Origin of the sequence: Sinorhizobium glycinis (assembly GCF_001651865.1) — a bacterium.
In the GTDB taxonomy this organism is placed as follows: Bacteria; Pseudomonadota; Alphaproteobacteria; order Rhizobiales; family Rhizobiaceae; genus Sinorhizobium; species Sinorhizobium glycinis.
In genome coordinates this window covers 59,159-82,980 of sequence record NZ_LPUX01000062.1, presented here as the reverse complement: position 1 = coordinate 82,980, position 23,822 = coordinate 59,159, and the positions used below count along the sequence as shown (strand labels likewise).

Here is a 23,822-nt window from a genome sequence, read left to right as displayed (position 1 = left end):
TGCGCCCGCGCCCTCATCGTACGAGCGCTCCGAGTTTGCCAACCCCACGGCAGAAGCGCGAACGGTGATTTACCTCGAACGGCAGGACGCCGCGGTTGAGCGCCTCGCTCAGCGTTTCCCAGTCATAGTCGATGAGTTGGGCGTGGGTATCCTTGAAAACCTTGTCGACCTGCTGCCGGCGTACCCCCAGGCTGAAGAGCCTGCTGCGATATTTGTTGATGACGACGAAGATCGAATCGGAACTGCCGCGCAGCCGCGTCAGATTGACGAACAGATCCTTGGCCTGGTGAAGCGCCGGGATCGTCGTCTCAGTGACGATCGTGACGCTGTTGACCGATGCAAGCACATCGTCCTTCCACGGTGTCTGGTAGTAGGGCACGTCGATGACGGTCTGGTCGCTTTCGAAGGCGACGACATCGAGCATGCGCAGCACCAGTTCCGCCCCCTTGGGCGAGAGGAGGACGGAGGGCTGCTTGAAGGACAGCAGCGAAAAGCCGCCGGAATGGCGCTTGCGGACCAGGTCTATGAATTCGACATCGACCCGTGACGGATTGCCAATGACCGGAACCAGATCGTAGTCATTGACAAGGTTGAGATAGTGGCCGAGCGACCCCGATGAGAAGTCGAGATCGAAAAGATTGACACGCGGCGCGGAATTCTTCGTGGGCTGCGCCAGCACATGGGCGAGCGACGAGGCAATGACGCTGGCGCCCGCCCCGCCGACCGCCGATACGACGGCATGCACACGGCTGTCATTCGCACCCGCCGTCGGCGCGTGCGTCGAGATCATGTCGATCAGTGCGCGGCGTTCCAGCGGCTTCTTCAGCCAGTCATTGCCGTTCAAGCGGAACAGAAGCCGCATCCGGTCATCCGCGAGTTCCTCGGAGACGACCACGAGCGGAATGTTGCGGTTATTGGTTCGGAAGGAGAGAAGTTCCGGCTGCTGCAGGACTTCGCCATTGTCGACATCGAGCACGATCATGTCGAATTGCGACGGGTCGACCCGCCCCTTCTCCACAAGCGCCTTCAACGCCATGTGGCGTACGTCGTAGCGCGAAAGCGATCCGAAGGTGTCGAGCATGAAGCTTGCGGCCGCCGCATCGTCGGACAGGACAAGGATCCTTGTGGTCGCTACGAAGTTCATATGAGCTGTCATCTCGCTTCCCCACGCAATATCAAGGGTTTAGCACGTTGAGCATGTTTGCAGGTCTTCAGTCGTGATCGTCACCGGGTGAGCTGGAACCTCGATTTCATCGAACCCGAGCAATGGCCCCAGGAAGAGGAGCTCAAGGGTAACATCGCGAACTTCGAGCCGCATGGTCAGCACCGGACCCTCGGGACGCCCCCAGTAGCCGAGCCCGGAACGCTGGTAGGTCACCACAAGCTTGTCCGGCGTAACGCGCCAATTGATGTCGCAGATCCCGGGGCGCGGATCGCCCACCGTCCCGCAGGCGCCGTCACTGCCAAGCACGATCCGGTTCAGTTCCGCGGTGCAATTGGCAAGCGCGGGACCGCAGGTGGAGGATACGGTCGCATCGTTCGGCGTTGCGTCGCCATTATTCAGCGGATTGGCGGCCTCGGTCGGAAACTTCGCGCCGAAGTCACTGGTCAAGGGGTCGGAGACGGCCGCGAGTCTCGCACCATATTGCAGCGCCTTGACGGTCTGGTTCCATTGCGACATCGCGTACCCAAATTCGATGAAGGCGGCAAACATCAAGAGCACGATCGGAAAAGTGATCAGCGCCTCGGTAAGAGCGACGCCGCTTTCATCCTTCCGGAAAGACTTGAGGAATCGAGAGGCTACCATCCCATATACCTCTCTTCATGCGAGGCGCTGATGGTGATGTCGTCGATGCCGACCAAGGCGAACAGCGGCGACGATTCGTAAAGATGCGCGGTCACGATGGTGAACGTCCCATCGGCGCCGACCGGGTTGACGGTGATGTCGGCAAGATTCGGGCCCCAGCCGGGTACCCGCAGGACCGCATTCGCGGCCGGGCTCTGCGTGCCGTAGAAGGCGATGAGTTTCGCGGTCGCCTGCGTGCAGGTCGAGGTGTAGGTCGGCGACGTCGGCCGGCAGCGCGAGAGATAGCGGCCGGCATCGCGCAATCCGGCGTCGATCTGCATTCGCTCCCAGAAAAGATTGCCAAATTCCAGGATGCCCGCTGCAATCAGGGTGACGAATGGCACCACGATGATCGTCTCTGTAAGAACAGCCGCCTCGTCGTTCATCCAAAAATGGAACATCAATCGACGGCGAAGGAAATTCCTGAACGCATTCATCGGACCAACTCCGCTTCCTCGCGCAGGAATTCATCGAGCGTACCGCGGCCGCCCTTGCCTGTGATGTCAATCATTTCGAGCGAAAGGTAGCGTTCGCTGCCGAGCTTGATGGCCGGCTTGGTCAGGAACATCCGGGCAAAGGCAACGGCCTGCGTCTCCTTGTGGCCGTTCAGATGGCCGACGGCGTTTTCATAGCCGCAGTTGACGATCGCGGCAAAAATCTCACGCCGGTCGCCATAGTCGCCATCAGTGTAGTTCGAAAGATCCGGCCCGGTATAGCACTGGCCGCCGGTCCGAGGCGCACCGGTCTCGCCGCTCGCCGAGGCGTGGTTGATCAGCGCCGAGTTGTCGAGCTCGTAGCGATAGACGTCGTAGGCTGAAGGTTGCGACGGAGAGCCGGTCGGCGACGGATAGCTGGAATGGTTGCTCAGGATCGTGCTGACGGAAGGTGCGGCGGTCCCTTGGGCGACGTTCCAGTAGCTCCCATACTGCCAGTCATTGCCGCTGCTGATCTGGCCGCCGGCAAGCGATGTCATCGAGGCGCCATATCCAAGAGGCACGGCCTGGTTGATATCGCCGACAGTGCTTCCGGCCATGATGGGGTTGTATTCGCCGCAGATCTTGTTGGCGCCGCCTGTCTGATTCTGTGCCGAGCGGACGTTGCGGGCCGGCCGGTAACGTCCATCGCCGCGCGCACTGCCGAATGACCCTGAATACATGCCGAAGCGTGTGTTGAGCCCTGCCTCGACCGGTCCGGCCATCGCGCCGGTCTTCGTCTCCAGCGCGTCCTGCTTGTAGCAGACGCCCGGAGAGCCGGTTGCCAGAGCTTCTGCAAGGACATTGGCGCCGTTACCGTAGGTTGCAAGGAAGCCGAAGTTGCCGGGGCCTGGAGCCGACGACGAGGTGCTGTGAAGCTCTATCTGGCGGCCGTACAGGTTGCCGGCGGCGAAGTTGGTATGAAGCGCCTCTGCGGCCGCCTCGTTGCCGGCGGCGCTCGTGTTGCCGGCCGGCTCGAACGGATTGCAGATATAGATCGGCGTGACGTCGCAGGCGCTGGACCGATAGACCGCGACCGCATCGGCGGAAACGTTGATCGTGTCGCGATCAAGACCGACCGGGATCGGGAAGATCGTCGTCATCGCCTGTTCCTTGGCAATGACCCAGGCATAAGAGGCTTCGTTCGGATCCGTGGTGATCATCGAAGTCTCGATCGCATCGTCATCGTCAGCCGGAATTTCCTTGAGATAGGTGACGGTTACCGTACTTCCTGCATCGTTCCCCGCATCATAGGTAACGGTGATGTGCGAACCGAGCTGCATGCCGGTGCCGCCGCCCCCGAAGGCGGCGCTGTTGGCAAGCGCCTCAATTGCCGCATCGGCGCGGGTAATCGCGTCGTCGCGGCCGTCGAGCTCGCGGGCGCCGGCGAGCGCCATGGCATCCACCGCATTCTGCAGGTCGGTGTGGAGATTGCCGCTACGGCCCACATCGATCACGAGCAGCGAGAAACCGAGCAGAAGTGGCATGGAAATCAGCGTCAAGGCGATGACATAGCCACGATTGTCATCCAGGAAACGTTTAATAGCCTTACGCAACGACATTGGCTGCTCCTCGGTCGCGCCGGTTCATCCGCCGAGACTCTTGCGCGTCGCTCAGGACACCGCGAGCGCCCCTGAGACAACTACATGCTTAAAAAAACGAGAGCGGGAGTTTGGAAATCGTGAGCGGTTATTCGCTCGCATCCCGCGTCTCGACTATAAAAAACCTATAAAGTCGGATCGCCTTACTCAGGATCTTGGGCCGATGCGACCCAAGATTATTCAAGCTGGTATTCGGTTCACAAGCTGGTATTCGGTTCACATTCCCTTCCGGCTCGATCTGCCGTTCAATTCGCCACCGTTACCGCGCCGTCGCTCCGTTCGGCGGCGTGGCCACCGGCAGGATCACCGCCTGCGGTGCCGGGGCGCTTGTCTGTCCGCCGCCCTGATAGGTGCGGATGACGCGGTGCATGACCTTCCCGTCACTGGCGATCTGCGTGTTATACGCTGCCCGCGGGAACGGGTCCTGGATATGAATGGCCTTGTTGGCCTCCACCGCATTTCCGACCCCGAAGGTGATCGAGTCACGATGGTTCAGATAATCGGCGCAGCCGGAGAGCAGGCCGGCGGCGGCGATAGCTAACAGCGCGCGCTTACTTCTTGGAAAGGACAACTGCGCCTCCCACGTCGAGATCGAGACGATGGCCATAGGGCCCTTTCACGCCTTCGCCATTGCGGAAGCGACGCAGCATATCCTTATCCACCTCTAGGATACCGAGCGCGAAGAGCTCGACGTCGTTTGACGAGCGCGTCTGTTCGAGCGGGCTGTAGAGGTCTTCGCCCGGCTTCGACGGCCGCACGATATGCGGGGTGACGACGATGACGAGGTCCGACTCCCGTTTCAGGAAGCTTGTCGAGCGGAACAGCGCGCCGATCACTGGAACCTGTCCCAGCCATGGCAATTGCTGAACGTCCTTGGCATTGACCGATTGAAGCAGGCCCGCCATGGCAAAGCTTTGGCCGTCACGCAGTGCCACCGTCGTGCTTGCAGCGCGCGAGATGAAGCCGGGATTGCCATTGACGTTGATCGAGGTGTCGAGTTCCGAGACCTCCGGCTCAATCTTCAGGCTGATCAGACCGCCGTCGAGCACCACAGGCGAGAAGGTGAGCCGCACGCCGAAGGGGCGGTAATCGGTCTCGGTTGCAAGCGTCGCACCGTTCGCGACCGTTGACTGGATCGGCACCTCGCCGCCGGCGTGGAAGCTTGCCGTTTCGCCGCTCATGGCGATCAGGTTCGGCTGCGCCAACCGGCGTACCAAACCCTTCTGCTCCAGGGCGTTGATGACGATGTCAATCTGGCCACCGGAAATCTCCAGCACTTTGGCGATCAGCTGACCGAAAGGCTGCATACCGGTTGCGGCACCTGCAGCATCCTCGAGTGTCCGGACAAGAGCGCCGTCGTCATTGACCGCGATACCCTGACTGGTCGTCGCCTTGCCGATGCCGTTCCTGCCCTGGCCGGACCAGCCGATACCGAGGTCGCGGCCGGTCTGGCGCGAGGCCTCGATCACCCGAACCTCCAACATCACCTGCTGCGATTCGGCGACGCGCAATTGGTTCAGCACCGGTGTTTCTGAATAGGACTGGGCGATCTCGAGCACACGCTGCAGTTCGACGGCGTCCCGCACCGTCCCTGTCAAGCGAATGCGATCGTTGGAGTTGAAGACCCGCACCTGCGCCGAGGGTGCCGTAGAGCGGATCGCCGATGCGACTTCACTGAAATCGGCGGCGACGCGCACATCGATAACGCCGACAAGCGCCTTATTGTCGTCATAGACGGATATATTAGTAGCACCCATCTGCTTGCCGCGGATGAAGAGCGACTGGTCAGAAAGCGGCACGACGTCGATCATGTCGGCGCTGCCAATCACAAGGTCGCCGAAGGGCTTGCCGGTCCGGATCGTCATCGTGTCGTTAGGCGCCAGCGTCACCTGCTGGACCGAGCCGGTCAGGCTTATGAATTTTTCCTGGGCATCGGCGGGGCCTACAAGGCCGGGCCCCCAACCACCATAGGCAATAATTGCCGCGCCTACCGCCGCCAGGGTTCCGGCTCTTGCCGCCCTGCTCTTCATTCCCCTAGACATTCCCGCGTCTGCCTCCGCTCCTCGTTCAGCCACAGCGCCTGCGGGCAAAGCCGCACCCCTCGCTTCATTGGATCATGCCGACTCGGTGCTCTTCGCGCTTCGTCGTGTTCCAGACGCCGACCGTGGCCCATTTCGGCTCTACGGGCAAGAGTGGTTCTGTTTTTCGTTCTGCAATCTGTACCTGTTTTTCGCGCACTGGTGTTTTCATGCGACTTTCGACCGAGTCGATCCGGTTTCCGAGCTCGTCCCCGACCTTGCGCACGAGATCCTCGATCGTCGCGAATCGCCCATCTTCGGAGGACTTAGCGAGATCCGCAGAGATCAGGCCGCCGCCAAGATCGGCAACCGTGATCGGCCGCGTCTGTTCGACATTTGAAGAGGCGATGTTGCGAAGCGCCAAGGACAATGTGCCGATGCTCGCGCCGAGCGTCAGGCGCTGCGCCTCGTCGGTCGTCACCTCGAAGGTGACGGTTTTTACGATTGAAGGCTCGTCCTTGCGCTCGTCCGCGGTCTGGTCGACCGCCAGCACCTTCACGCCCTGGAGCAGAACGTCCACATAAGTCTGCTCGCTGTTGTTCTGTTGCCGGACGACGCGGGTCAGGAGAACATCCACGCGATCCGAAGGACGCACGAAACCGGCGACGCCGAGCACGTCGTTGACGCGGATGGAGACTGCCTTCATGCCCTGGTCGAGCGCCGCCGACAGCGTGGCACGCTCGCCTGCGCCCGTAATCTTGGAGGAGAGCACCGGCTCGCCCGGATCGATCGCCTCCATCGCATAACGCGGCTCCGTGTCGTCTCCGAGGAGCGTCTCAATCGTCAGGAACGAACCCTCCGGCTGTTCTTCCGAGGGCCAGGGAATGGCTTTTAGATTTTCCGGGCGAACCCGGTCGCCGAAGCGCATCGGCTTGGCGGCAACAACGAGCGTCTTCTCGGGAACCTTTGTAGAATTGGCTGCAGCAAGCCGGGCCTGCTGGTCCGCGAGATAAGTCCGCGTCCCGAAGACCGCTCCGGAAGCAAGCAAAATGGCGACAGCAAGACTAGTGACCGTCGAAGAACGCATCGCCGACACTCCATACTTGATCGAAATACTTTTCCGACAATAAATAAAATACCGAGGAGGGGTTAACAAACCCCTCCTGGGTTCTTGAGACAAACCTTACGGCGCCGATACTTCGGACGTCCACCACGATCCCCATGACTCCCAAGCAGCGCTCAGGTTTGAGCCCGCGGCGGTCACGGCCGCGATCACGCCGCCAACCAGCAGGGCGAGCAGAATAAGATACTCGGTCAGCGCAACGCCGTCTTCTTCCCGCGCGAAAGCGGCTACTTTAGATACAAAAGCTTTCATCGAGAAATACCTCCAAAATATACTCCGCGAGCCGCAATTATCCCCGGGCCGCGCCGCCGTTGAGACCATCTCGCCGACTGCGTTGATTAATAAACCGTTAAACTCAAAATCGTCAATCCTTATATTTAGCAGTTTTCCGCAGATGTAGTTTATGGTTAAGATAATAAATGGAAATCTCCTCTCTTACGACGAAAAGATAGCAGTATCGAATTAAGTCTGACTGGATTATATATTGACGATCACATAACCCGTAGGGATTATAAAATCCCGAATTCTTAGAAAATGATCAGTTCCGACCGTATGGAGCATGAATAAAGATGATTGGCGAAATCAACATTTTGATTGTGTCAACAGTATTACTTTTACTTTATGCCGCCTGGAGCGATTTCCGGCTCTGGAAAATACCGAACGCGATCGTGCTGGCCCTGACCGCCGTCTATGCGCTCCAAGCTGCGTTGAAACTGCTGACGGCCGAAGATGTGGGCGCGGCACTCTTCTCCTCGTCCGGCATTGCCGGCGATGTCGGAGCCGGCCTGCTACTCTTCGCCCTCGGCTTCGGCCTCTGGTCATTCAAGCTCTTCGGCGCCGGCGACTCCAAGCTTTTTCTGCCGATCGGCCTCTTCATCGGTTGGCACGGCATGCTGCCCTTCGCAATCTTCCTGCTGATCGGCGGCATCGCGGCACTGTTGATCCTCAAGCTGCCGATGCCGCTGCAGCTGGCGCACTTTTCCGTGGTGGTGCGCCTGGAAGAGATCCGCACGACGCGCAAAATCCCGTATGGCGTCATCATGGTTGCCGCCGCACTCGGCACAATGGCCTTGCGGCCGGGCTTTGCCTGAGCGCGCTAAATTATTTGCCCGGCGGATGCGCTACCAACATCAGCGCCTCCTCGGAACTGCCCCCTGGGCTACCAAATGCGGGCGAGTTGACAGCACACGAGAAACAACTCAACTATTGATTGGGGAAATCACGGTTGAACTCTGATGAAGGCGTTCCTTTCTGCAATGGGGCGAACGAAGGCTGACTACCGCCTTGCCCACTTGATCCTGCTATTGCACATCGCTTCCATGTGCGGGCTGGTGTGGTACTTGGGTGTCGAGCCCTACTACGAAGCCGGGATCTTCTTCCTCCAGTGCTCATTGGTGGCGATGCTCATCTATGCTCTGAGTTATATGCTATGGACTGTCATTCGGTTTTTGATCGAGCAGCGAGAGCGGCCCACCGCTGCATTGATCAAGCACGTGCGTGACGTGTTGGTCCGCGACGATCGTTACGCCCATGCGCTTCATTCGATGGTGATATTCATTGGCATGATCACCGTCTTTGCGACGATCAAGTCAACCATACCTGCCATCAATGCGTTCTCTTGGGATCCTGTCCTGATTGAATTTGATCGTGCAATATTTGGCGGGATCGACCCGTACGTCCTGACGAGTGCTGCCTTTGGAAACGCCTATGCTATCGTCGTTATAAACTTCTTCTACAACCTGTGGCTCATTCTCGTTGCGTGCTCCCTGGTTTGGGCTGCGTGGACCTCCAATCATCTGTTGCGCCTACGGTTCATGTTCTCTGCGCTGTTAGGATGGCTGGTGGCAGGCAATGTTCTTGCGATCGTGTTTTCATCGGTCGGACCATGCTTCGTGGAGCCGCTAACCGGAGATCGGACCTATGCGCCGCTGATGCAGCTCCTAGAGCAAGTGAATTCCGAGACGGCGATGGTCTGGGCACTGACTGCTCAAAAAGGCCTCTGGGCCGCCTATACGAGCGAAACCGGCGCGATTTCCGGTATCTCCGCAATGCCAAGTCTGCACGTCGTCTTTGCGGTCATAATCGCCTGCGCGACCTGGAGCATGGGGTATCTTCGTCGCTGGCTTGGAACCGGCTTTGCGCTCATAATCGCGATCGGGTCAGTCCAGCTCGGATGGCATTACGCAAGCGACGGCATTGTCGGAGGCGCTCTAGCTCTCCTGTTTTGGAAGGTCTCCGGTTATCTCGCATCTTGGTCTCTGGATCATTCATCGACAGTGCTTAAGCCTGCTTCAGCGAGTGTAGCGGGCTGAAGTCAGCACTGCGCATGCGGCTTTCTGCCGATCCTGCCGCGAAGCGGTCGACCACATCATGCCGAGCGGGTATCGCAGCGCCGCCATCTTGGCCCCGATAAGTGAATAGGCGCTCGTGAAATAGGGATTGCCGGAGGCTGCGATGAGGGCGTCGTGGAAGGCGGTGTCGAGCGCGAGAAAATCCCGCCCCTTACCATCGTGCTGGGCCTTTTGCATATCCGCAACGATCCGATCCAGCTCGTTCAGCAGCTGCGTGATCTCCGGCAAGGCCCTGCGCAATTCACCCTTGGACCGCCCAACAACACCCACAGCTCGGACGTCATCGTTCGACGATTTTCCGAGATCTCAGCGATGCGGAGGTTTCGACAAACCAGCGCTCGCAATGCGCACCCAATCAAGCCGGCGGGCCGGAATCAGACCGTAGTTGTAGAAGTTCACCCCGTCCGCCCCGGCACCGACCGCCGCTTTCGCCCGTTCGGCCAGACGATCGACCGATGCCACCTCCGGATAAAACACCCGAAGTCCGACGCTGAGGAATTTCTCTGCGCCCAGTGACGCGCGACCGCTGCCGATCACGCTCGCGATTGCGTCGGGCGTCATGGAATAACAACACAAGATCGCACCGTCGCACACTTCTCCGACCGCGCCGAGATCCACGCCACCCAACCAGCCGTCCTTGAGATCGATCAGGACGATCTTGGTTCCGGGACGTGCCGCATTCTTGATCTCGCGGATGAGAGACGTGACCGGCTCCGTGCGCCACGTCAGATAGTCGTGAAGGGCCATATGATCTCTGAAGGCGTCGATGCCCTCGGCGGGGAAGTCGATGAACTGCTTCTCCGGAATCTCACGCTCGCACATCTCGGCGATGAAACGCCTGACTGTCTGCCGGGCGCCTTCCGCATCGACACCCGCATGCGCCGCTCGCGCGATGCAGTGCTCGCAGAAGCAGATCGACAGGAGAAAGTCATCCTCCTCGTTCAACCCCACGCCGTCTTTTTCGTGATGATATTCATGCGCGAAGCCCATGAAGTTCGGACTTTCGAGTTCCAGCATATCCGGTTGATAGTTGACGGTGATGTCCCGGACCAGGGTTACGACATAGTCGCGGGCCGCCGGGCTCGAGGGACAGAGATTGTAGTAATTCGGGTTGCCATAGGCGTTGCGCGTCACATCGCCGGGATGAAGCATGCCGAGGCGGGTGTTGTGCAGACAGACGGTCCAGCATGAGACCTTCATGCCGCCCCGGGCCCGGTCGGCGATCAACGCAGCCAGCATGTCGCCGCGCTCCTCGACGTTGCGCGCCATCAGAGGCCGGATCTCCTTGTCGTGCCACAGCGTTCGGTCCGGTCGAAAGTAGACCGTTCCGTCTTCCGGGAAGTAAGCCTTTTGCGAGGGGCTGCGCGGCTGGAGAAAGCGCCCGGCATGGTAGGAGGTCGCCAGGCTGACGGTGTTGAGACCCGCCCTCTCCCTCAGATCCGATACTGTTCCCGCAATTCCCTGATCCTGAACGTCCCAGGGATAGGTCCACATGGACAGGTGCATGGTTCCGCCCTCGGCTTGATCAGCAAATTTGGCTGCGGTCGATCGGTTCGGCCACCTGGATCAGGCAATCGCCCGACTGGCTGTCGCAGTGCAGGCGATGCGAGATCACGATTCCGCCTTCGGCGAAGCGCAGTTCCTCCTCCGGCAGATCGAATCTTTCGAGATCGTGATACCAGCCGGCCAGGTCACCTGCCTCGACGCTCTCGCCCAGTGAGACCGCAGGCTCGAACCAGCCGCGTCGCGTCGCGTAGACGGCCTGGCTGTGCCGGGAGAGGGAGAGCAGTTGCAAAGACGGCAGCGTCGCTTCGAGACCGCGGGACAACAGCGGGTCATCGATAATGCCGAGCTTCAGCATCAGCCGGTCGATCGCATTGGCGGTGAAGGCCATCGTGCGCGGCGTCACCGCGCCGCCCCCACCGAACTCACCGGAAAGCCCGATGACGCTTGCCCGGGCGGCTGCCCCCATGGAGGTCGGGGCCTGCATGCCGTTGTCCGCGATAAAGGCGTGGCTCGATCCCATAGCGCTGAGCAATTGGATCGAGCGCTCCAAGCGCTCCTTGTCATCCCGACGCTCGATGAGCGTGCAAGGCAGGTGCGCCATCGAGGTTCCGCCGGAATGGAGATCGAACACGACGTCGTGGCGGGGAAACAGATCATGCTCGAGGAAATGGGCAAGGCGCGCCGTGGGCGTTCCCGACGGGTTTCCCGGAAAGGCACGATTGAGGTTCCCGCCATCGAGAGGCGAGCACCGCCTGGCCGCCATCACGGCCGGAACGTTGAGGGTCGCCAGGATCGTCACCGTGCCTCGAATTTTCCGCGCCTCGATGCGTCGCATCAGCCTGCCGAGTTGCAGTTCGCCCTCATATTCGTCGCCGTGATTGCCGGCGACCAGCAGCAGGTTCGCGCCATCGCCGTTTTTGACGCGGACATAGGGAATCTTGATCTGGTAGTAGGGCGAGCGATCGACAGAGTGGGGAATGCTGAGAAACCCTTCCTGCCGGCCTTCGGCCTCGAAGTCGATTGCGTGGACAAGGCCCGTGTGCATCTCAGCCTCAAAGCGCGGCGACGGCCGTCATTTCGACGCGCAGGTCCGCGTCGGCGAGGCGCGCCTCGACGCAGGCCCGCGCCGGCGGGTTTTCGAGATCGATCCAGTCGTCGTAGACCGCGTTCATCGCCTCGAAATCGACGATCGCCGGCAGAAACACGTTCACAGCCAGCAGCTTGGACCGGCTGGTGCCGGCCTCCTTCAACAGCCCGTCGATCTTGCGGAGAACGTCGCGCGTCTGTTCCTCGATTCCCGCCTTGCGATTGTCGGCGACCTGCCCGGCGATGTAGACGAGACCGGCATAGCTGACCGCCTGGCTCATTCGGGCCCCTTTGTGATAGCGCATGATCATGGTTCGTGTTTCCTCGTTGCTTGTCCGGAGGGATCAGCCGAAGCTGGTGAGATAGGCGGCCGTCACGGTGCGATCGCTGTCGAGTCCGTAGACGATGACGTGCCTGTCCAGGCACGTGCAGGGGTGGGAAATGCCGAACTCCATGACGTCGCCGATCGCCGCGTGCCAAGTGCCGGGGAGGCGGAGGAAGGCATGCTGATCGTTGAGCTTGACGACCTCGGCGCCGCCGGCGTCGCACAGCTTCCGACCGTCGCGATAGACCGCAAGCGGCCGCGGCAGGCCCTGGTCCATAGCCACGTCGCGCAGTCCCATGCCGCAGATGGCGAGCCCCGCTTCGGGGCAGGACAGGACCTCGGCCCATAGGCGAAGCGCCGGTCGAAAGGCAGAGGCTGCGGCTTTGACCTCCCCGTCGATCACCAGCCCCGATCGGTCGTCGAGCGCCCGCAGCCCGCGTTCATAGATCCCGTGATCGTGAAAGAAGATTGCGCCGCTGCGCAACACGAGCCTTGAATTGCCGTCCGCGGCGGTGGCGGGCTTCAGCCCCTTCACCACCATGTCGAAGTATAGCGAGCCGCCGGCAGTGACGATCAGCGGACGCTGAGGACCGATCCGCCCGCGGACGTGGCCCAGGAGAGCGTTCATCGACCCGACCAGGTCACCGATTTTCCTCGCGGCCTCGATGCTGTCGCCGGTCGCGGCAGCACCTTCGTAGCAGGCGAGGCCCGACAGGCGGAAGCGAGGTGTTTCCGCAGCGAGCGCGGTGTCGGCGATTTGCAGGGCTGCCGCCAGGGTGCGTGCGCCGGCGCGGCCGCTGCCCAATTCTACGAGAAGCCCCAGCGCGGGCAGATCCCGTCGCGCCGACCAGGTGGAGCGAAGTGCGGTCACCAACTCCACCGAATCGACGAAGACATGCAGTTCCGCTTCCGGGTGTCCGGCAAGCAGTGCCGCAAGCCGTTGGGCCGCGGCCCTGCCGCCGATCTCGTTTGCCAGGATAAGCCGCCGGAAACCGGCCTTCAGCATCACCGATGCCTGGCGAATGTCGGCGACCGTCGTTCCCCATGCACCGGCAGCCAGGAGTTCGGCGGCGAGCGCCGTCGACATCGGCGTCTTGGCATGGGGTGCGATTTCGATGCCCTGACCCCGCACATAGCTCATCATCGATTCGACATTGCCGCGGAACGCGTCCCGATCGAGCGAGATCAGCGGGAGGGACATTCTGCCGTCGTAAGGTTTCCAGCCCGTCGTGCAGATGTCGTTCAGCGGCATGGCCGAATGCCCAGCCGGGAACCCGCGAATGCGGTCGTCGATCATGGGGCCGCGTCTCGAGAGGATGTCCTCAGGCATGTTCGCCGTCCTCCGCTGTCGTGGTGTCGGCAATGGCGAGGCGATAGGCTTCGTTCGCCGTGCTGAAGAAAAGCGCGCGCTGTTCCTCTGAGGAGAGCGGGGCGGCAACCGTGCGGAATACGCCGTAGACCTCGTCAAACGTCGCGTGCGCTGCCGCCACGGGGAAGTCGCTCGCAAACATCGACCGCGACGGTCCGAAGCACTCGATGCAGAACTCGATCACCGGTCGAAGGCTCGATAGCGTCCAATCGTGGTCATAGGCCACGAGATCGGAGACCTTGACGGAGACGTTCTCCGCCCTCGCGAGCTCCCGAAGGCCCTTTCGCCAGAGCGCCATCCCCTCCTCGCTGCGATCGATCGGGCTGCCGCAATGGTTGAGCACGAAGCGGGTCTGCGGAAAATCGGCGACAAGACGCACCGCCTCGCCCATCTGCCGCGGAAACAACATCAGGTCGAAGCTGAGGCCGAGGCGGCTCGCCTCGGCAAGTCCCGCCCGCCAGCGGCGATCGCTCATGCGGCCGTCCCGCGCGGCAAAGCTCTTCGAAGGGTCCGGATGCCAGCTCACGATGTCGCGAACGCCGACGACGTTCGGATTGGCGGCTTCGACCTCGAGTAACCGTCCGGCATCCGGCCGGTCGAGCGGTACTCGGGCGACATAGCGCCGAGCCACCCCCGAGCGCTTGTCGATCCCGTCCAGCCAGTGCGTTTCCTCCAGCGGGAAGTCGTCCGACCATCCGGCCTCTACATGCACCGTCGCAACGATGTTTTGTCGCGCGGCGTCGGCAAGGTATTCCGCCACACCATAGTCGCGCTGGAGGGAAGCAACGTTGCCGGGCTCTTCGCCGCCTGGCTGCCCTCGCATGAGCCAGGGATGACGCCGCAGCGACAGATCCCACAGGTGGTGGTGCGGGTCGATGACCGGCCCTCGATAGGCACCCTTCATCGCCGCCCCTCGCGGCCGGAGATGAGCAGAAGGGCGAGGATCAGCGACCCGAACATGATCGACCGCCAGCCCGGCGAAGCGTTGACAACGGTGATCAGCGCCGTGGTGGTTACGAGCAGTATCGCACCGGGGATCGTCCCCGCGTAGGTGCCGCGCCCCCCGAGGATCGACGTGCCGCCGAGGACGACGGCGGCAATCGAGGTCAGCAGATAGGGCTCGCCGATGCCGACATAGCCCTGCCTGTTCATGCCAAGGATCAGGATGCCTGCAAGCCCGGCGAAGAATCCCGACATGGCGTATAGAACCAGCATGCTTCGGGTAACGTTGATGCCGGAAAGGCGGCTTGCCAGCGGATTGGCGCCGAGAGCCAGCAGACGGGCGCCGAGCGGCGTTCGGTGAATGATAACCAGCACCACCGCCGAAACCGCGATCCAGAGCATCACGCCCGAAGGCACTCCGAGCGGACGCGCCTGGCCAAGCCACAGGACCGCGGCATTGGTTACCGAGACGGCGCTTCCCCCCGCGACGATGACCAGCAAGCCTTGCAGGAATGTGGCCATGGCCAGCGTCATGATGATGGGCGGCACGCGGAGGTAGGCGGCGCCGGCGCCATTGAGGAAGCCGATGCCGGTGGCGATCGCCAGCGCGATCGCCAGGCCCGAGAGGCCGGTCGGGTCAGCAGACGGCGAGAGCAGCGGCAGAAGGATCGCCGTAACCGTGATGATGGCGCCGACCGACAGGTCTATGCCTCCCATGAGGATGACCAGGGTCTGACCGGCCGCCACGATCCCGATCACTGCCGAAAGCTCCAGCAGATAGCGAAGGTGGCCGTAGGCGCCAAAACCGCGCAGCGTCAGGCTTGCCGCAAGCCAGACAAGCGCGACGAGCAGCAAGGTCAGGAGCGGCGGATTGCGCAGCGCGGTTTTGAGGATGCTCACGGCTTTCTGCTCCATTGGCTGGTCAGTTCCGGAATCGCAACGGCCGCAAGGATGATGAGACCCTGGGCGACATATTGCGTGACCGGCGAAAACCCGAGGAAGAACATGACGTTGATCATTACCGACAGGAGCAGGCTGCCGCAGATGGCGCCGCGCATCGTCCCTTTCCCTCCGAGAAAACCGACGCCGCCGAGCACGGCCCCGGCTATCGAGTTCAACGTGAAAGGGGTGCCGATGACCGGATCGCCGGAGCCGGTTTGCGCCGCCACGAAGAGCCCGACCAGGGCCGTCAGCAGGCCGGAGAGAGCAAAGGCGGTGACCCTGACCCTGTCGACCGGCACACCGGAGCGAAAGGCGCCGACGGGATTGTCGCCGACGGCATAGATACCGAGACCGAGCGGCGTCGCCAGGAACAGTTTCCAGCAGACGAGCAGAAGCACCAATAGACCGAACGCGACGGGGCCATTGCCTGCGAGCAGATTGGAAAGCCAATCCGGAATGAAGCCGCCGGGGCGTGGCAGGATGATCAAGGCGATGCCGCCGATGATGAACGACCCGGCAAGCGTGACGATAATCGCCGGAAGCCGAAGCTGGGCGACGATCACGCCGATCAGCGCACCGACGAGGAGGCCGCTCGCGGCGACGGCGAGCAGTCCGCCGATCGGTCCGAGCGGACCGCCCATCGTCGTTGCCGCGATCACCGCGCCGAGACTGACGAGCGGCCCGATGGCGAGCGAAATGCCGCCATTCAGCATGAGCAGGGCCTGCGCCATGGTCACGAGCGCAAGCGGAAACCAATTCTGGGTGAATTTGGAAAAACCGCTGATGCCGAGAAGCCCGGGGAAGAGCATGGCATAGGCCAGAAGGAAGAGCCCCACGACGATGTAAAGACCATTCAATCCGCGATTGCGCCGGCGTTGCACGGAGAAAAAGAGGTTCTGTCGCGATAGGAAGGCAATGTTCATGGCGCCGATCCTTTCGGGTTGATGCCCATGGCGGCGCCGACGATCGCCTCTTCGGAAATCAGCTCGCGCGGCAGAGTCGCGACGGCACGTCCTTCGCCAAAGACCGTGACACGATCGCAGAGGTGAACGAGTTCGGGCGTATCCGAACTTAGAAGGATGATGAGCGTTCCTTCGCGCGCGAAGGATTTCAGCATGAGGTAGATCTCACGCTTGGTTTCGATATCGACGCCGCGGGTCGGATCGTTCAGCAGCAGGACGGAAGGGGCGAGCGGCAGCCACTTGGCGAGCGCCACCTTCTGCTGGTTTCCACCCGAAAGCGCCTGCACCGGTCGAGATGTTTCCCCCTTGATCCTCAGGCGTTTGACGAGCCTAGCGACGAGATTGCGTTCTGCGCCGCGATCGCGGAGCCCGAGTTTCGCAATCCGCCCGAGGGAGGGCAGCAGCAGGTTCGAGGCGATCGAATGAGGCAGGACGAGCCCTTCCCTTTTCCGGTCCGCCGGTACATAGGCCAGTCCTGCCGCATTCGCCGCCTCGACGCTTTTCAAGGGGCCGCTTCGCCCGGCGATAACCGCCTCCCGCGCGGAGCTGCCCATGGCGCCGTAGAGGCCGAGAAGAAAGTCCTCCTGCCCCTGGCCGACAAGGCCGCCGATGCCGACGATTTCGCCGGCCGAGGCGGAGAAGTCGACGTCACGCGCCAGGCCTGAGGAGAAGCCGCGCAGACGGATGAGTTCCTCGCCACGCCGAGGCAGCTCCCACGCCGGGAAAAGGTCGCCCGCATCGCGGCCGACCATCAGCCGAACCAAGCCTTGCGCGTCGATCCCGGCCAGGGGCTGATCCGCCGTCACCACACCGTCCTTCAGAACAGTGACGTGTGAGCACAGCGCCTGCACCTCGTTCAGGCGATGCGAAATGTAGAGCAAGGCGATGCCGGCACCGCGGAGCCGCTCGATCAGCCGCGACAGGATGCCAGCCTCGTGGGCGGACAGGGATGAAGTGGGCTCATCGAGGATGAGCACGCGCGGCTTGCGGAAGAGCGCCTTGGCGATCTCCACCATCTGACGCCGCCCCAGCGACAGATCGCCGACGGGCGTACAGAGCGATTCCGTCAGCCCCACGAGTTCGCACACCTCGCTGGCGCGAGCGGAAAGCGCCGCATAATCGATGAGACCAAACCTTCGCGGAAAGGCTCCGAGCCCGATGTTTTCGGCGATCGAGAGCTCCGCCGTAAGGCTCAGCTCCTGTTGCACGACGGCGATCCCCGCGGCGCGCGCCGCAGCTGGATGGAAACGCGACACGGGCACGCCATCAACGCGGATCTCCCCGCTGTCCGGCCGCAAGGCGCCGGACAGCAGGTTGATCAGCGTCGATTTTCCAGCGCCGTTCTCGCCGAGCAGCGCATGCACCCGGCCGGGCTCAAGGGCGATATCGACCCCCTTGAGAACAGGATTGCCGAAAAAACCCTTGAACACCTGCCGGGCTTCCAGCAGGGGCAGCGTCTTCATCATGAGGGTCAGCCACGCTTCGTGAGATTACTGCGCCAGCAGCTTGTCGAAGAGGGCCTTGTCGTAATCGGAATAGATATAGCCATCGGCCGGAAACTGTCCCGCGCGGGCGAGATAGGTGTCGATGGTGGTATCGTCGATGACCGGCAGCGGCACCTTCACGAAGGCTGGCACGTCCTTGCCCTCCAAGGCCTGGACGGCGGTATAGACCGCAAGCGCACCCAGCCAGTTCGGCTGCATCGTCGCCCAGCCCTTCAGGCCTTTTTCCTTCCAGAGTTCCAGGAACTGGCGCGCGTTCTCGCCGGTCGTCGGCACCTGTCCGCGGCCCTGGCGATCGAAGGCCATGACGGAGCCCGCCGAAAGCGCGCCGCCGAGCGAGAGCACGCCGTCGATTTCGGCATTTGCGAAGAGCAAGCTGGTCATCGCCTCCTGCGCCGGAGCGGCGTTATATTCGGTGTTGGTTTCGGTGATGATTTCGAGACCGGGATTGGCATCGAGCACCGGCTGGGCACCCTTGCGGCGGTCGTCGCTGACGGAAATCCCCGCCGGGCCGTTCATGACGATGATCTTGCCCTTGCCGCCCAGTTGATCGACCATCCACTTCGCAGCGGTTGCACCCCATTCGTTCGAGTCGGTGTTGATCTTGGCGGTGACCTGATCGGTATCGACGAGACTGTCGAAGTTCACCACGGCGATGCCCTTGTCGCAGGCGTCGGATATGACGCGGTCAAGGGCGCTCGACGAGCCGGCGATGACGATGATCGCATCGACATTGGCGTCGATCATCGACTGGATCTGCTGGATCTGCGTCTGGGCATTGCCCTGCGCGTCTGTGATCATCAGGTCCTTCACGAGGCCGGATTTCTTCAGCTCCTCGACCTCCGCCGTGATGGTGCCCTCGGTCTGCTTCATCCAGGTCGGCACGGAATAGATGTTTGCCCACCCTACCGTGTATGGCGCCTTACGGTCACCCTTGATGCAGTTTGCCGCGGCGGAGGCCGGGCCGGCGCCGGCGGCAAGCACGAAAGCGACAGTCGCCGCGCCTGCGAGCAGCGTACGGTGGCAGGACAGATTGCGCAAAGCTTGGAATTTCATGGCGTCATTTCCCCTTGTTAAAATTGCAGCCGCGAACGGCTGTTGTCCATTATATTGGACGCTGTATCGTTATAATGGATGCCATGATAGTATGCCCATTTCTGTGCTTCGCAAGTGGCACATGAAAATAATTTTCGTATTCCCTTCCTCAGGGACCCCGCGCATCGCCTGACTGCTCGCTCCGCATCTCGTATAGGCTGTGTCTTGGAAGGAATTCGCTGGTTTATGCTTTGGACAAGGCTGTACAGACTGAGCGGCACCGACCCACCAGAATGTAAACAATTTTCAACATCCACCGGAGGAGGGATGTGGCTCGTTGATCGGCACTGGGGAAGCAAGCTTTTGCTTCTGCCGAAGACTGCCCGGGGTGTCTCCGACGAGCTAAACGGCGTCCGGTGAACAACGTTCAAAGCCTGGATGAGCGCCGGCACTAAAGTCTTGAACGCCGGTTCACACGTTTGCACCCGCATTCAGCTCCAGGCGGTACGCTGTGCGATCGCCCGCATGATGAGGATAAACATGGCTTCTGAGGGCTGCTGTTCCTTGGCCGCGGCGATCGCCGCCTTCGCGTCATCGACGGTGGTACGGGCCACGCTTCGAGCGCGTCGTCATGGCCGTTGATCCCCGGAACGACCATCTGCGACGCCCGCTTGACGTCATCGCCGAAGAGCTGAGCGAGACCTTCCCAGTCGATCGCCAGATTGAGCGCCTTGCGCACGCGCAGATCGTCAAGCGGCGGCACGGCCGCGTCGATGCGGATCGCGGTCGTTTCCGAGTTCAGATAGGCGATGTCCGTTTCCGGATTGCTTGCGTCCTGAATGTCAATCGACGGCGTCAGGTCCGCTTCGCCGGTCTCGACCATGGCGGCGCGGATCGGGGATTCCGGTGCCTCTCCGGCCGACATCCTCGTCCCATTCGCCCGCCGGCCTGCCGAGATTTCTGTTCAGGCTGCAGCCTTCTCGATCAGCTCCCGCAGCATCTCCTTCTCCTCAGGCTTCAGGTCCGTCAGCGGCGGACGCACCGGACCCGACGTCCGGCCGATGAGATCGACACCGGCCTTGATGATCGAAACCGGATAACCCTGCTCACGGTCGCGCAGTGCCGCGAAGGGGAAGAAGAAGCGGTGCAGGATTTCCTCCATGGTCGCCCCGTCGCTCGCACGCATCGCCTTGTAGAAGCGCTGCGCCAGTTTCGGCACGAAATTGAAGACGGCAGAGGAATAGGTCGTGACGCCCACGCCGTTGAAACCCTCCGCGAAGAGTTCGTGCGTCGGCATGCCGCCGATATAAGTGAGCCGGTCGCCGAGCTTCGCCGTCACGTGGCGGACGAGATCCACCTTGCCGGTGCCGTCCTTGAAGCCGATGAGGTTCGGGCAAGCGTCGGCGAGACGGGCCACCGTCTCGGCATTGGCGACAGAATTGGCGCGATTGTAGATGATGACGCCAAGACCGGTGGATTCGCATGCGGCCTTGACGTGCCGGTAGATGCCCTCCTGCGGCGCCTCCATCAGATAATGCGGCAAAAGCAGAAGACCGTCGGCGCCGGCAGCCTCGGCATGGCGGGCGGTCTCATTGGCGAGCGATGTGCCATAGCCGCAACCGGCAATGATCGGCACGTCGCCGGAAGCATCCTTGGCCGCGCGCGTAACCTTGCCGACCTCTTCGGGCGAGAGGGAGAAAAATTCGCCCGTCCCGCCGGCCGCGAAGAGAGCCGCAGCGCCGAAGCCGGAGAGCCACGCAACGTGCTCGCGATAGCTCTTGAGATTGGCTGAAGTCGTCGTTGAAGTGCGTGACCGGAAACGAGAGTAGGCCCGAGCCGATGCGCGACTTGATTTCATCTGGCGACAAAGGAATTCCTCCCACGTATTAATATGATGTTGTGGGAAAATTCATATGATGACTTTAGAGGCGAGTCAATCGCCCTTCTCGCGGTCTGCGGACGAGCGGCGGATCATCGATGAGCGATAGCGCTTGATTCCGGTGACGAGATGCCGGCGCATCGCCTCGCGCGCCTTCTCCGGGTCGCGGGCGAGGATCGCATCGGCGATTTCACGATGCTCCTCAAGGATCGGGTGGTCGCGGCTGGGCAAGGGATCGACGCCGCCCATGACCGTCCTGAATTTCACCCGCGGGATCATCCGACGCCCGACATGATCGAGGAAGGCTTTGAATCTCTCGTTGTTGGTCGCAGTGGCGATCGCCATGTGGAACTGAAAATCCGCCTCGTCGGTAGGTTTGCCTTCGGCGACAAGGTCGGCGAATTTCTCGACCTGCGCCAGGATTTCGGCCTCTTGCGCCGGCGAACTGCGCGCTGCTGCGAGACCTGCGGCTTCGACCTCTATACCTATGCGAAGCTCGAGCTCCTCGATGATGTCTGAGATCTTGTCGGTCGCGTCCGTGAACAGCTTCAGCCCTTCATCGGCAGGCTTCGGGCCGATCACGAACACACCCGCTCCCTGTCGCGACTCCACAAGCCCGTCGGCACGCAGCGCGGCAATCGCCTCCCTGATCACGGTGCGGCTGAAGCCGAAGCGATCGATGAGGGCGGGTTCCGTCGGCAGCTTGTCACCGGGCGCGTAAAATCCGGCTTCGATCTGCTTGCGTAGGGCATCCGCCACCTGTGACGCGAATGATCTGCGCGACATCGGACGTTCGGCCTGCTGCATGATCCCTCCAGATTTGGCTTTCTTGGGTCATGCATACTCCCAGTGGGCGCCAAAGGCCAGAAGATCATCCTATGAAATCAGCTATGCCATTCTCAAGGTCATACCATGACTATGCTGAGTGCAGCAGCTGCCATAGCGTGTAAGCGCCGCCGGCCCCATTGCGGCCGGGCATCCAGGCGCTACCGGTCGAGCAGATGGCTACCGGACCCGCGAGGGCGTGAGGACCGCGGCGTGCAAGGGCAAGAATGCCGGGCGGACTTTCCTAGGGCTACGGGTTGAAGGGAGAGTATGACGCCAGCGGCAACCGCATCCGCGGTCTGCGCGAGATCGATGGAGTTGCGGCCGAAGTCATCCTCAACGACAAGGCCTATCGCGGCCGGATCTACAATTTTTGCAAGAACCCGGTGAGGCGTGAGGCCCGAACGAACGCCGCAAGCGAATGATTCGTCGCCGCCAATCCGGAGCCGCCGCGATCGAGACCTACCTCGTGCGCTGAACTAGAGCCGGCGCCGCTTTGAAACGCCAAAGGCGCCCTGCGGGCGCCTTTGGATGTCGGCGTGTTGGTTGCGGGGGCCTGATTGCGCGGAGACCAGGGCAGCGCTCGATACCACTCGAGCCTCGCAGCAAGCGGGTCTATGGTCGCTGCAGTGCCATAGGCTGCCTGCGCTTCCTCGTAGCGCCCGAGCCGGTATAATACGAATCCGCGACCTCCTTGTTGGCTGATTTGGGCAGCAAGCGGAATCTTACCCGCCACCTTACGGAAATCCCCGCGACGGCGATGGCCGGTGAGACGTCCCGCGTCTCAAATTCTTTGGGGCTTAAGGTCCCCCGGGCCGTCGCTCTGATAAAGCTGTCGAGAAATCCCGAAGGTCCGTTCAGCCGGCAAACCGGCTCTTCCGTGCGTCAGCGATGAATTTCTTGCTTTCACCCGACTGAGACGACCGGAAGCCGGCGATACGCCGCCAGCGGGATGTAGGCTCCTATCCCTCACCTTGAGGAGATCCGAACTAGGGACCTGGTGATCAGGCCGCCTCTGGGTTGTCACAGTTCGCGGAGATTTGACCAGAACCGTTCGAGAGCCGCCGACCCGACACCCTGTTTGCGGATAGCAAGGACGCTGAGGGCTACGCTCTTGCTGTCGATGAGGCAGAGTTCGTTCCGCTCGACTTCGCGATCCGCCGCGCTTTCCGGCAACCAGCCCACCCCCTTTCCCGCCAAAATCATACGTTTGACGGCTTCGGACATGGAGTTTTCGTAAGTCACCCGAAAACTGAGCCCAGTCTTCTGCATGTCGAGCATAAGCTGGGTCTGAACCTTTCCGAGAAAGCAGTCGGACGAATAGGCGACCAGAGGCAGATCCCTGTCTCTGGGCCAAGTGGCCGGATCGATGACCGGCTTTCCTTGCTGGTCCGCTTTGCTGACCAGGTAGAACGGGTCAATCCTGATGACTTTCGAAGCGAACTGGCCGGTCTGCAGGACAGGCGGACCGAGCTCGTGCGAGTAGCAGAAGGCGATGTCGCAGCGGCCAAGTGCCAGCGATTCCACGCAATCGTAGAAGTCCGTCGCGTGCATTCGGGTAATGAAGGGACCGGTGCGCGCTTCCATTGCCGTCAGCAGATCGGGAAAGATACTGAGCGCGATCGTGTGGAGCGCGCTGAAGGTCACGGCCTCGATGCCGGCGCGCGCCTGCTGTCGGCATTCGTCGCGGACACGATAGATTTCGCGCATCAGTTCGCGGCTCGATTCCAGAAACGTTTCGCCGGCGCCTGTCAGCTTCACCGGGTAGGAACTGCGGTCGATCAGCTCCGTGCCGATCCAGTTCTCCAGTGCCCGGATCCGGCGGCTGAAGGCCGGCTGGGTGACATGGCGGGCGGCCGCCGCGGTCGAAAAATTCCGCACCGCCGCCAGTTCCATGAAGTCTTCAAACCAGTTGAGTTCCATCATGCGGCCTCATGCAAATTTTGCATAACCTATCGGAAAACGGCATTTGCCACAACGGGACCTGCCTGCCACCTTGCCCGCCAAGGACGGGAAACGTCGTCCGCAACTGCCTTT

23 protein-coding genes and 2 pseudogenes are annotated in these 23,822 nt (G+C 61.6%); 3 read left to right on the top strand and 22 right to left on the bottom strand.

All coding sequences use genetic code 11. From position 1 onward, the window contains the following. Positions 1-13: 13 nt before the first annotated feature. The 8 genes from AU381_RS18555 to AU381_RS18520 all read right to left on the bottom strand — a co-directional run bounded on the left by AU381_RS18555 (position 14) and on the right by AU381_RS18520 (position 7,313). Positions 14-1,156 carry a MinD/ParA family protein gene (locus tag AU381_RS18555; RefSeq protein ID WP_064243223.1) on the bottom strand — a complete coding sequence of 381 codons (1,143 nt, stop codon included), beginning with the start codon at positions 1,154-1,156 and terminating at the stop codon, positions 14-16. A 27-nt stretch (positions 1,157-1,183) separates the two neighbouring features. Beyond that, positions 1,184-1,807 (bottom strand): TadE/TadG family type IV pilus assembly protein, encoded by a 624-nt coding sequence (locus tag AU381_RS18550; RefSeq protein ID WP_064243222.1) that lies wholly within the window; start codon positions 1,805-1,807, stop codon positions 1,184-1,186. Continuing rightward, entirely contained in the window at positions 1,801-2,283 is a 483-nt protein-coding gene (locus AU381_RS18545) for a TadE/TadG family type IV pilus assembly protein (RefSeq protein ID WP_064243221.1), read from the bottom strand. The genes AU381_RS18550 and AU381_RS18545 overlap by 7 nt, the downstream gene beginning before the upstream one ends. Continuing rightward, a complete protein-coding gene (locus AU381_RS18540; RefSeq protein ID WP_064243220.1) occupies positions 2,280-3,881 on the bottom strand; it encodes a TadE/TadG family type IV pilus assembly protein in 1,602 nt (533 codons plus the stop codon). The genes AU381_RS18545 and AU381_RS18540 overlap by 4 nt, the downstream gene beginning before the upstream one ends. A gap of 298 nt (positions 3,882-4,179) precedes the next feature. After that, positions 4,180-4,527: a hypothetical protein gene (locus tag AU381_RS18535; protein WP_064243219.1), complete on the bottom strand. Its 348-nt coding sequence runs from the start codon at positions 4,525-4,527 to the stop codon at positions 4,180-4,182. Next, the gene (locus AU381_RS18530) at positions 4,472-5,962 is read right to left on the bottom strand and encodes a type II and III secretion system protein family protein (protein ID WP_064243218.1); all 1,491 of its coding nucleotides are present in this window, start codon (positions 5,960-5,962) and stop codon (positions 4,472-4,474) included. The genes AU381_RS18535 and AU381_RS18530 overlap by 56 nt, the downstream gene beginning before the upstream one ends. A gap of 64 nt (positions 5,963-6,026) precedes the next feature. Continuing rightward, the gene (gene cpaB, locus AU381_RS18525) at positions 6,027-7,025 is read right to left on the bottom strand and encodes a Flp pilus assembly protein CpaB (RefSeq protein ID WP_064243217.1); all 999 of its coding nucleotides are present in this window, start codon (positions 7,023-7,025) and stop codon (positions 6,027-6,029) included. A 96-nt stretch (positions 7,026-7,121) separates the two neighbouring features. Then, positions 7,122-7,313 carry a Flp family type IVb pilin gene (locus tag AU381_RS18520; protein WP_064243216.1) on the bottom strand — a complete coding sequence of 64 codons (192 nt, stop codon included), beginning with the start codon at positions 7,311-7,313 and terminating at the stop codon, positions 7,122-7,124. Between the two features lie 317 nt (positions 7,314-7,630). Between AU381_RS18520 and AU381_RS18515 the strand changes: the two genes are divergently transcribed. Together AU381_RS18515 and AU381_RS18510 are read left to right on the top strand one after the other, a co-directional pair. After that, positions 7,631-8,152 carry a prepilin peptidase gene (locus AU381_RS18515; protein WP_064243215.1) on the top strand — a complete coding sequence of 174 codons (522 nt, stop codon included), beginning with the start codon at positions 7,631-7,633 and terminating at the stop codon, positions 8,150-8,152. A gap of 144 nt (positions 8,153-8,296) precedes the next feature. Next, positions 8,297-9,373 carry a phosphatase PAP2 family protein gene (locus AU381_RS18510; protein WP_064243214.1) on the top strand — a complete coding sequence of 359 codons (1,077 nt, stop codon included), beginning with the start codon at positions 8,297-8,299 and terminating at the stop codon, positions 9,371-9,373. Here the strand turns inward: AU381_RS18510 and AU381_RS18505 are convergent. The 13 genes and pseudogenes from AU381_RS18505 to AU381_RS18445 form a co-directional block, all read right to left on the bottom strand. After that, positions 9,353-9,640 (bottom strand): FCD domain-containing protein, encoded by a 288-nt coding sequence (locus AU381_RS18505; RefSeq protein ID WP_064243213.1) that lies wholly within the window; start codon positions 9,638-9,640, stop codon positions 9,353-9,355. The two genes, AU381_RS18510 and AU381_RS18505, sit on opposite strands and share 21 nt — an antisense overlap. A gap of 78 nt (positions 9,641-9,718) precedes the next feature. Further along, positions 9,719-10,918 carry a glycoside hydrolase family protein gene (locus tag AU381_RS18500; protein ID WP_064243212.1) on the bottom strand — a complete coding sequence of 400 codons (1,200 nt, stop codon included), beginning with the start codon at positions 10,916-10,918 and terminating at the stop codon, positions 9,719-9,721. Between the two features lie 19 nt (positions 10,919-10,937). Continuing rightward, complete coding sequence (locus AU381_RS18495; protein ID WP_064243211.1) at positions 10,938-11,963, bottom strand: M14 family metallopeptidase; 1,026 nt, start codon at positions 11,961-11,963, stop codon at positions 10,938-10,940. Positions 11,964-11,970: 7 nt separating this feature from the next. Further along, positions 11,971-12,315: a RidA family protein gene (locus AU381_RS18490; protein WP_064243210.1), complete on the bottom strand. Its 345-nt coding sequence runs from the start codon at positions 12,313-12,315 to the stop codon at positions 11,971-11,973. A 33-nt stretch (positions 12,316-12,348) separates the two neighbouring features. Then, on the bottom strand, positions 12,349-13,659 hold the full coding sequence (locus tag AU381_RS18485) for an alanine racemase (RefSeq protein ID WP_064243209.1): 1,311 nt from the start codon (positions 13,657-13,659) through the stop codon (positions 12,349-12,351). Beyond that, complete coding sequence (locus AU381_RS18480; RefSeq protein ID WP_064243208.1) at positions 13,652-14,602, bottom strand: amidohydrolase family protein; 951 nt, start codon at positions 14,600-14,602, stop codon at positions 13,652-13,654. The genes AU381_RS18485 and AU381_RS18480 overlap by 8 nt, the downstream gene beginning before the upstream one ends. Continuing rightward, positions 14,599-15,540 carry an ABC transporter permease gene (locus AU381_RS18475; RefSeq protein ID WP_082910215.1) on the bottom strand — a complete coding sequence of 314 codons (942 nt, stop codon included), beginning with the start codon at positions 15,538-15,540 and terminating at the stop codon, positions 14,599-14,601. The genes AU381_RS18480 and AU381_RS18475 overlap by 4 nt, the downstream gene beginning before the upstream one ends. Beyond that, positions 15,537-16,505 carry an ABC transporter permease gene (locus tag AU381_RS18470; protein ID WP_174552535.1) on the bottom strand — a complete coding sequence of 323 codons (969 nt, stop codon included), beginning with the start codon at positions 16,503-16,505 and terminating at the stop codon, positions 15,537-15,539. Before AU381_RS18470 ends, AU381_RS18475 begins: the two co-directional genes overlap by 4 nt. Further along, entirely contained in the window at positions 16,502-18,010 is a 1,509-nt protein-coding gene (locus AU381_RS18465; RefSeq protein WP_064243206.1) for a sugar ABC transporter ATP-binding protein, read from the bottom strand. The genes AU381_RS18470 and AU381_RS18465 overlap by 4 nt, the downstream gene beginning before the upstream one ends. A gap of 24 nt (positions 18,011-18,034) precedes the next feature. Continuing rightward, positions 18,035-19,102 (bottom strand): ABC transporter substrate-binding protein, encoded by a 1,068-nt coding sequence (locus AU381_RS18460; protein ID WP_064243205.1) that lies wholly within the window; start codon positions 19,100-19,102, stop codon positions 18,035-18,037. A 589-nt stretch (positions 19,103-19,691) separates the two neighbouring features. Next, positions 19,692-19,988 (bottom strand): annotated as a pseudogene (locus AU381_RS31095) (ABC transporter substrate-binding protein); the annotation flags it as partial. A gap of 57 nt (positions 19,989-20,045) precedes the next feature. Beyond that, positions 20,046-20,949 (bottom strand): annotated as a pseudogene (kdgD, locus tag AU381_RS18450) (5-dehydro-4-deoxyglucarate dehydratase). Positions 20,950-21,014: 65 nt separating this feature from the next. Next, positions 21,015-21,767 (bottom strand): FadR/GntR family transcriptional regulator, encoded by a 753-nt coding sequence (locus tag AU381_RS18445; protein ID WP_064243203.1) that lies wholly within the window; start codon positions 21,765-21,767, stop codon positions 21,015-21,017. A 275-nt stretch (positions 21,768-22,042) separates the two neighbouring features. Here AU381_RS18445 and AU381_RS29835 point away from each other — a divergent pair, with 275 nt between their 5' ends. Beyond that, a complete protein-coding gene (locus AU381_RS29835) occupies positions 22,043-22,210 on the top strand; it encodes a hypothetical protein (protein WP_156528635.1) in 168 nt (55 codons plus the stop codon). 598 nt (positions 22,211-22,808) lie between these two features. Here the strand turns inward: AU381_RS29835 and AU381_RS18440 are convergent. After that, on the bottom strand, positions 22,809-23,711 hold the full coding sequence (locus AU381_RS18440) for a LysR substrate-binding domain-containing protein (RefSeq protein WP_082910175.1): 903 nt from the start codon (positions 23,709-23,711) through the stop codon (positions 22,809-22,811). Between the last annotated feature and the right edge of the window lie 111 nt (positions 23,712-23,822).